The sequence below is a fragment of the Mesorhizobium sp. M5C.F.Ca.IN.020.29.1.1 genome (assembly GCF_003997375.1).
In the GTDB taxonomy this organism is placed as follows: Bacteria; Pseudomonadota; Alphaproteobacteria; order Rhizobiales; family Rhizobiaceae; genus Mesorhizobium; species Mesorhizobium wenxiniae.
Genome location: NZ_RZSW01000267.1, coordinates 1 through 8,136, shown reverse-complemented (window position 1 = coordinate 8,136; position 8,136 = coordinate 1). Strand labels below are relative to the sequence as shown.

At 62.8% G+C, this 8,136-nt stretch carries 7 protein-coding genes and 2 pseudogenes; 4 read left to right on the top strand and 5 right to left on the bottom strand.

Features of this window, described 5'->3' with window-relative positions; translation table 11 throughout:
* The 4 genes and pseudogenes from EOA85_RS20555 to EOA85_RS20540 form a co-directional block, all read right to left on the bottom strand.
* Positions 1-152, bottom strand: a pseudogene (locus EOA85_RS20555) (NADPH:quinone oxidoreductase); the annotation flags it as partial.
* A 38-nt stretch (positions 153-190) separates the two neighbouring features.
* Complete coding sequence (locus EOA85_RS20550; protein ID WP_127210961.1) at positions 191-1,462, bottom strand: beta-ketoacyl-ACP synthase; 1,272 nt, start codon at positions 1,460-1,462, stop codon at positions 191-193.
* A 16-nt stretch (positions 1,463-1,478) separates the two neighbouring features.
* A complete protein-coding gene (locus EOA85_RS20545; protein WP_127210960.1) occupies positions 1,479-2,669 on the bottom strand; it encodes a beta-ketoacyl-ACP synthase in 1,191 nt (396 codons plus the stop codon).
* Positions 2,670-2,725: 56 nt separating this feature from the next.
* Positions 2,726-3,007, bottom strand: coding sequence for an acyl carrier protein (locus EOA85_RS20540; RefSeq protein WP_006335407.1), 282 nt, complete (start codon positions 3,005-3,007; stop codon positions 2,726-2,728).
* A gap of 379 nt (positions 3,008-3,386) precedes the next feature.
* Between EOA85_RS20540 and EOA85_RS37615 the strand changes: the two genes are divergently transcribed.
* Positions 3,387-3,617 carry a hypothetical protein gene (locus EOA85_RS37615; RefSeq protein WP_164759771.1) on the top strand — a complete coding sequence of 77 codons (231 nt, stop codon included), beginning with the start codon at positions 3,387-3,389 and terminating at the stop codon, positions 3,615-3,617.
* 526 nt (positions 3,618-4,143) lie between these two features.
* On the opposite strand, the gene EOA85_RS20530 is transcribed toward EOA85_RS37615, so the two are convergent.
* On the bottom strand, positions 4,144-4,692 hold the full coding sequence (locus EOA85_RS20530) for a histidine phosphatase family protein (RefSeq protein ID WP_127210962.1): 549 nt from the start codon (positions 4,690-4,692) through the stop codon (positions 4,144-4,146).
* Positions 4,693-4,859: 167 nt separating this feature from the next.
* Between EOA85_RS20530 and EOA85_RS20525 the strand changes: the two genes are divergently transcribed.
* From EOA85_RS20525 to EOA85_RS20515, 3 genes and pseudogenes are all read left to right on the top strand, one after another.
* On the top strand, positions 4,860-5,807 hold the full coding sequence (locus tag EOA85_RS20525; protein WP_127210959.1) for an AEC family transporter: 948 nt from the start codon (positions 4,860-4,862) through the stop codon (positions 5,805-5,807).
* Positions 5,808-6,010: 203 nt separating this feature from the next.
* Positions 6,011-7,468 (top strand): NAD-dependent succinate-semialdehyde dehydrogenase, encoded by a 1,458-nt coding sequence (locus EOA85_RS20520; RefSeq protein WP_065012184.1) that lies wholly within the window; start codon positions 6,011-6,013, stop codon positions 7,466-7,468.
* 85 nt (positions 7,469-7,553) lie between these two features.
* A pseudogene (locus EOA85_RS20515) lies at positions 7,554-8,136 on the top strand (galactose-1-epimerase); the annotation flags it as partial.

Genomic DNA, 8,136 nt, shown 5'->3' with positions numbered 1-8,136 from the left:
GCAAAGGCCATGCCGCGCCAGCCCCAGACGTCGATATGATTGAGCGCCACGGCCTTGACGCGCAGCGTCACTTCGCCCAGCGCAGGCTGCGGCGGAAGCGGCAGGTCCACCGTTTCAAGGCGGCGGTCCTCGATAAGTTGCAATGCGCGCATCGGGCCTGTCGGTTCTGTTGAGCGGGAAAAAAGCTCGCTTAGACTGGTTCCCGCGCCATGACAAGGCAGGTGTTCTGGCCGCCGAAGCCGAAGGAGTTCGAGAGCACCGTGCCAACCTCGGCGTTGCGCTTCGTGTTCGGCACCACGTCGAGCACGATCGCCGGATCGGGATTGTCGTAATTGATGGTCGGCGGGATGACGCTTTCGCGCATGGTCATCAGCGAAAACGCGGCCTCGACGGCGCCGGCGGCCGACAAGGTGTGGCCGATCATCGACTTGTTCGACGATATCGGCATCGAGCCGATCCGCTCGCCGAACACGGTCGACAGCGACAGATGCTCCATCTTGTCGTTTTCCGGCGTCGAGGTGCCATGAGCGTTGACATAATCGATCTCGTCCTCGCCCAGGCCGGCATCGGCGAGGGCGGCGCGAACGGCGGCGATCGCCGGCGAACCGTCCGGCTTCGAACGGGTGCGGTGGAAATCGTCGGCCTTCTCGCCGCAGCCGCGCAGGATGCCGAGGATGGTCGCGCCGCGGGCCAGTGCGGCCTGCAGCGATTCCAGCACAAGCGCGCCCGAGCCCTCTGCCAGCACGAAGCCGTCGCGATCCTTGGAGAACGGCTTGGACGCCCTTTCGGGGATGTCGTTATGCGTGGAGAGCGCCGAAAGCAGGGAGAAACGGATCAGCGCCTCGGCCGTTGCCGAGCCGTCGGCGCCGATCGACAGCGCCCTGTCGCATTCGCCGCGGCGGATCGCCTCGACGCCGAGTTGGATCGAGGTGGCGCCCGAGGCGCAGGCCGTCGACAGCGTGATCGGCAGGCCGCGAGTCCCAAAACGGTCGGCGAGCCGGTCGGCGATCGAACCGAACTGGGTGGTTTCGAAAACATCGAGTTCCTTCAAGCCGCGCGCCACGCGAAGCAGCCGTTCGGCGCCGATGTCGTGCTTGTCGGAATTGTAGAGCGAAAAGCGCTCGCTCCAGTCGAGTTCGACCGGCGGCGAGGCGAGGAAAAGCGGCCCGCCGAAATCGCCCGAATCAAGGCCGGCTTCGGCCACGGCTTCCTGCGCGGCGATCTCGGCGAGATCGTAGGTAAGAAGACTGGCGCCTTTGGAGCTCGACGGCAGGAAATCGACCATGCCGGAGATGCGGGTGTTCAGATGGTCAACCGGAAAGCGGGTGATCGGATGGATGCCGGACTTGCCCGCGGTGAGCGCTGCCCAATTGTCGGCCTTGCCGACACCCAGCGAAGTCACCACGCCGATACCGGTGACGGCGACGATCGGCCTGCCCATGTGGTCGTTCAGATTGGCCATGACTTGTCCCGGATCTTTAATCGGCGGCGTTGACCAACGCCAAGCCCTCGAATTGGTGATAGCCGACCGCCGTTGCAAGGACGGTCCTGGGAATGCCGTTGAACCGCTTCTCGGTGGCGGGGTCAAAAGCCGGGTAGGCGGCCTTACGTTCGACAGCCAGTGCCGCCAGCGCCACGGCGAAGGGAAACTGTGCTTCCTTCATGTGGCCGGTCAGCGTCGAAAAGCCGCGTGCGGCAATCGCCGGATTGGCGTCGAGCGCCGATTTCTCGGCAGCAGTAGCGGTATGGGCACCCGAAGCGCCCGAAATCGTCAGCAACTCGCCGTTCGGCAATGCCGCCTGCCTGAGCAGGGCGGCAATCTCGGCATCGAGTTCGCCCTGCCGGCGTTTTGCGCGTCCGGATATGACGGGGCCGAGTTCGGCATAGATCTTTCGCCCGCGGCTGATCGCATGTTCGCGCTGTTCCAGGACAAGAAACGCGCCGCCTGATCCAGTCACCACGCCACCGCCTTGCAGGCCTTGTCTCTGCCAGACCGGCCTCCAGGGGCCGCGATGCAGATAGCCGGCCAGTTCATAGCCAAGCAGCATGTCCGAATGCTCGGTCTGGAAGGCGCCGCCGACCAGGATATGCGTCGACTGGCCGGAGCGGATACGTGCGGCGGCCGTCTCGACGGCAGCGACCCCGGCGCCTTCCTCGCCCATGAAGGTGCGCGACGAGCCGGTCACCTTGTGAACGATCGAGATGTTGCCGGCGAGCAGGTTGGAAAGCTGCGCCAGAAACAGCGTCGGCCGCAACTCGGTGGTCAGTTTCTCGTTGAGCAGGACGTCACGGTCGTTGCGGCTTTCCGAAGCCGCGAGAATGTCGGCGTCGACGGTTTCGTCGCGCTCGCCGCCGCCGGCAGCCACCACCATGTCCATGGTCGTGCAAAGTTCGTCATTGCCCTTGATGCCGGCGTCGTCGAGCGCCATGCCGGCGGCGTAGGTGCCGAGCCTTTGCCAGGTTTCCATCTGCCGCTGGTCGCCGCGCTTGGCGATCTGCAGGTTCCAGTCGATCTCCGGCAGCGGGTGGATGGTGTAGGGCGAGAAGCGCGATGCTTCGAGCACGGGTTCCAGGCCGGGCTGGGCGAGTTTGCGCCAATGCGCATCCGGACCTTCGCCCAGCGAAGAGACAAGGCCGATGCCTGAGATGACGACGTGGTGGGGACTCATGGGCGGTTGTTGTGGGTCAGGTTTGAAGGCGCATCAAGATCGCGGGCTGAACCATTTCAGGCGTTCTTGGCCGCGACCAGAGCGTCGATCTTGGCGCACAGGTTCTTCATGACGAAGTAATCGTCGGTCGAGGCCTTGCCGTCATTGACCTCTTGCGTCCACTTTTCCAGCGGCACCTTGATGCCGAATTCCTTGTCGATGGCAAAGACGATGTCGAGGAAGTCGAGGCTGTCGATGCCGAGATCGTCGATAGTGTGGCTTTCAGGGGTGATCGTGTCGATATCGATCTCACTGGTGTCGGCGATGATCTTGGCTACTTTGTCGAACGTGGTGGACAAGGGCTTTTCCTTCGGTTGCGGGCGGAATCTGTCCGCATGTGTTTGCGCGCTGTCTAATCGGTTTTTCCGGGCAGGAAAAGGGCCTGATACGTCGGGCGCAGATGGGGTGGCTGTTCTGCCAGGGCAATAGGGTCGCGGGAACCTCCCGGCGATATGCCGCAACCATCCCATCTCTGGTCATTGCGTGAAGGTGCTCAGGGCCTTGGCCGAACATCGCGACATGAGCCTGAGTGACGTCGTCGAGGGCATCGTGCTTTTGAAGGCCAGACGCCGTTTTCCCCGGTGACCCTGGAAACGATCGGCCAATTGAAGCGCATCTACGGGCTTGAGCTTGGCGCAGCGGACAGCCACGGTCTGGCGGAAACCGGCGGGGAGGAGGATGACAAACCATCTTGAGCGCAGCCACGGCATCGTGCTTTCGGGGCCGATGATTTCCCGTGTAGCGAACGCGAACGTCTATTCAGGGCAGCGAGCGGCGCGACTGAATTTGCCACAGCTACGTACCTTGCCGATGTCGATTCCGGCCACGACGCGCAGTATCATTAACGTGGGAGAAGTAGAGAGACATTGGCACGAGGTGCGAAAAAGCAACGCCAATACAGCTGATTAGTTACGACGTAGGTACTCTCGCAGATATGGTATTGGCCGTCCGGGGATTCCTGTACACGGTCCCGGGGGATGATGAAATTATGCGGCAAGTAAGTGTAACCACCGTCTATCCTGGACCGCACCGAAGACCGTGGTATGGCGCGGCAATCAGAACCACCGCAACACTTGAATTTCGTCTGTGGGTCAACCTTGTCCTCGTACCAATCGTGGGCGCTAGCGGCTGTCGCGGTGGCGATACACATTGCCGTGAAGATTAATCTTCGCATGGCATTCCTCAAGTATTTGGCAGCCGCTGCTCGTTCGAGCGTCTATGTATATTAGCGTTCCATTAAAAATACCATTGGCCCCCGACCGACTAACGCAGCTCCAGCAAGCGACGCTCGCAACTGAAAGACCGCAACGGGTCACGGCTTCCCCTTCAACTTTCTCCGAACAATGGCAAAGAAGGGTCGGAACCGGTATTCCGCTTAGGGTACCAGCGCAAGATTTTCACCCCTAGCGAACGCTTCAACCGTCTCCAGCGCAGATTAGAAGGTGACGCGGCCGAGCACGCGCAGGCCGTCGCCTTGCAGCTCGACGATCACGGCTTCGCCTTCGCGCGGCGAGATGCCGGTCAGAGCCATGATGTTCTCCAAATGGGTGACCATGACCACATTGTCGGAACCGGAATAGCCGCGGATCTCGTTCATGATCGCCTCGAGCTGGGCGGCTTTCTCGCTCGCGTCTGTCTTCAGCAGGTCAAGTGGCGCGAACGGTTCGGGTTCCGCCCTGAAAGCGATGCGGGCCGTGTCGAGGCAGCGGCAATAGCGGCTGGACAGTATGCGCTCGACGGGCGCGGCGCGGGCGGCGAACAGCGCGCCGATCTTGCGCGCCTGCTGCTTGCCGCGCACCGAGAGATTGACCTGGGTCGCGCATTTCTCGATGTGGAAATTCGCCGGATCGGTGGTGCCGGTCACCATGGCATGGCGAAGCAGCACCACATGTCCGCCGTCGCGCAACAGCGCCCAGCCGGCTTCAGTCGCATGGGCCGACGCGGGAATGACGAGCAGCAATAGCGCCAGCACAAATCGAAGCATCAAACGTCCTTTTCCGGTCACCGGAGGTGGGTTCCGGTGCCCGCATATAGGGACGGCAAAGCCGGTCGAAAAACAAGGCACGACCAATCCCGGCTGTTTGCGGGAACAGACCGCTTCGTAAGGCGGGGTGATTGCGCTGCAATCCCGGCTCGCCTATCAGGAGAAAAATGTCTCCACTCATCGAAACTGTCCTTTTTGTCTTCGGCCTTGTCGCGCTCGGCTATCTGGCCGGGCTCACCGGCTATCTGAAGGCCGAGGCGGGCGAGGCCATCGCCGAATTCGCCGTCGGGGTGGCGATGCCGCTGCTTCTGTTCCGCACCATGGTCAATGCCGATTTCCATGGTGCCGCGCCCTGGTCGTTCTGGGGAGCCTATTTCACGGCTGCCGCAGTCACCTGGGCTGGAGGCCATCTGGTGATCACGCGGGTGTTCGGGCGCGACGCGCGTGCGGGGGTCGTCGGCGGCGTGTCATCGGCGTTTTCCAATCTCGTCCTGCTCGGTATCCCGTTCGTCCTCGGCACATTCGGGCCAAGTGGATTCGAAGTGCTGTCGCTGCTGATTTCCGTGCATCTGCCGACGATGATCATGGCGTCGATCATCTTGTTTGAAATCTTTGGCCGCGGTGACGAGCATGTGCATCCGCTGCGTATCATCCGGCGCTTCTTTCGAAAGCTGCTCTCCAATCCGCTGATCATCGGCATCCTGGCCGGATGGGCATGGCGTATCACCGGCCTGCCACTGCCGGGGCTGGCCGTCCGGCTGGTCGACGCATTGGCCAACATCGCCGGACCGGTCGCGCTGTTTGCCATGGGGCTTGGCCTGTGCCGTTTCGGCATCTCCGGCAACGTGCGGCCGGCGCTGGCGCTGTCGGCGCTGAAGCTGTTGCTGATGCCGGCCGTTGCACTCGGCCTGGTCTGGCTGTTCGGGCTGCCGCCGCTGTCAGCGAAGGTCGCGGTCGTGGCCGCCGCGCTGCCATCCGGGGTCAATTCCTACTTGATTGCGACGCAGTTCAACACCGGCCAGGCATTGGCATCGAACCAGATGACCATCGCCACCGCCTGCGCGGTCGTCACCACGGCGTTCTGGCTGATGGTCGTCGTCCACGTGTTTGGATAGCAACGTGTTTGGATAGCAATTTGGGCGCAAGTTGGCCTCGCCTTGCGCTGGCCCAAACCCTATATGCCATCTTGCGATTGATTGCGGGGCTTGCCCTAGGTAAAGAGCAGTGGCTCCAGGCGTGCCGGCACCGATGCGATTGCGCACGCCCACCAAAGAAATCCAGATAGCGGCCCGTCAGCGCGCCGAACGGAGGCTAGACCATGCTTCAGAAAACCAGCCATTTCATGCGCCAGGCCAATCTCATCAATGGCGAGTGGGTGCAGGCCGACAGCGGCCAGACGGTCGACGTCAACAATCCGGCCACCGGCCTCAAGATCGGCACTGTGCCGAAGTCGGGCAGGGTCGAGACGCGCCGCGCCATCGAAGCCGCCGACGCCGCTTTCAAGACATGGCGCAAGACCACTGCGCTCGAGCGTTCGAAGTTGTTGCGTAAGCTGCATGACGCGATGATGGACAATCAGGATGTGCTGGCCGAGCTGCTGACCATCGAGCAGGGCAAGTCGCTGTTCGAATCGAAGGGCGAGATCGGTTCGGCTGCCTCCTACATCCTGTGGTTCGCCGAAGAAGGCCGCCGCACCTATGGCGATGTCGTGCCGTCGCCCTGGGCGGACCGCCGCATCCTGGTGACCAAGGAGCCGGTCGGCGTCATCGCCGCCATCACGCCGTGGAATTTCCCGTCCTCGATGCTGGCCCGCAAGCTCGGCCCGGCGCTTGCCGCCGGCTGCACCGCGGTGGTCAAACCGGCCTCGCAGACGCCTTATTCCGGCCTCGCCTGGGGCGCGCTCGCCGAGGAAGTCGGCTTCCCCAAAGGCGTCATCAACATCCTGACCGGCGCCGCCGGCGAGATCGGCGACGAGATCTGCGCCAACCCGCTGGTCAAGAAGATCACCTTCACCGGCTCGACCGAGGTCGGCAAGATCCTGATCCAGAAGTCGTCCGTCACCGTCAAGAAGGTCTCGATGGAGCTCGGCGGCAACGCGCCGTTCCTCGTCTTCGACGATGCCGACATCGAACGTGCCGTCGCCGGCGCGATCACCGCCAAGTACCGCAATTCCGGCCAGACCTGCGTCTGCACCAACCGCTTCCTGGTTCAGGCCGGCGTCTACGACAAGTTCGTCGAGAAGCTCGCCGCTGCCAGCAACGAGCTGAAGGTCGGTTCCGGCCTCGAAGATGGCGTGCAGCAGGGGCCGCTGATCGACGAGAAGGCAGTCGAGAAGGTCGAGGAGCTGATCGCCGACGCCACCGCCAAGGGCGGCAAGGTCGTCGCCGGCGGCAAGCGCCATGCGCTCGGCGGTTCGTTCTTCCAGCCGACGGTGATCGCCGACGCCACGCCGAAGATGCGCTTCATGAAGGAAGAGATTTTTGGCCCGGTCGCGCCGGTGTTCAAGTTCGAAACCGAAGAGGAAGCCGTGGCGCTTGCCAACGACACCGAATTCGGCCTCGCCTGCTATTTCTACACCGGCGATCTCGGCCGCGCCTTCCGGGTCATGGAAGGGCTGAAATACGGCATGGTCGGCGTCAATGAAGGCCTCATCACCACGCCTGAGGCGCCGTTTGGCGGCGTCAAGGAATCGGGCCTCGGCAAGGAAGGCGGACATCAGGGCATCGAGGATTATCTCGACACCAAATATGTCTGCATCGGCGGCCTCGGCCTCTGATTTGGCAGGGCCTGTTGACCGTCAACAGACCCAAGCCGGCCCGAGAGGCCAGGCGGGGATGGATCAACCAACTGGCGTTTCGGGCATGGCGATGAAAGACGGCGAGGTCTTCGGTACGACGCAAGCGGGTGAGGCCGTCCGCCGCTTCACCATCCGCGGCGGCGGCCTCACCGCCAACATCATCGGGCTGGGCGCCATCGTCCAGGATCTGCGCCTGGCCGGGCACGATGCGCCGCTGGTGCTCGGCTATGGCAATTTCGAATCTTATGAAACGGATACGGCCTTCTTCGGCGCCGTCGTCGGACGCTATGCCAACCGCATCCGCGATGGCCGCTTCACTATCGCCGGCCAGCGTTACCAGACCGAGCGCAACTTCCTCGACAAGCACACGCTGCATGGCGGCTCGCAAGGTTTTTCGCACCGGCCATGGGAGGTTTCGCTGCATGGCAGGGATTTTGTCACGCTGACACTGCATGATCCCGACGGCACGATGGGCTTTCCCGGGGCGCTCGACGTGACCTGCACCTATAGGTTGAAAATCCCCGGCACGCTCAGCGTCGAGATGACCGCCACCTGCGAGGAGCCGACGCTGTGCAACCTCACCCAGCATTCCTATTTCAACCTGGATGACGGCGGCGCCGGCGATATCCTCGACCACCGGCTGATGC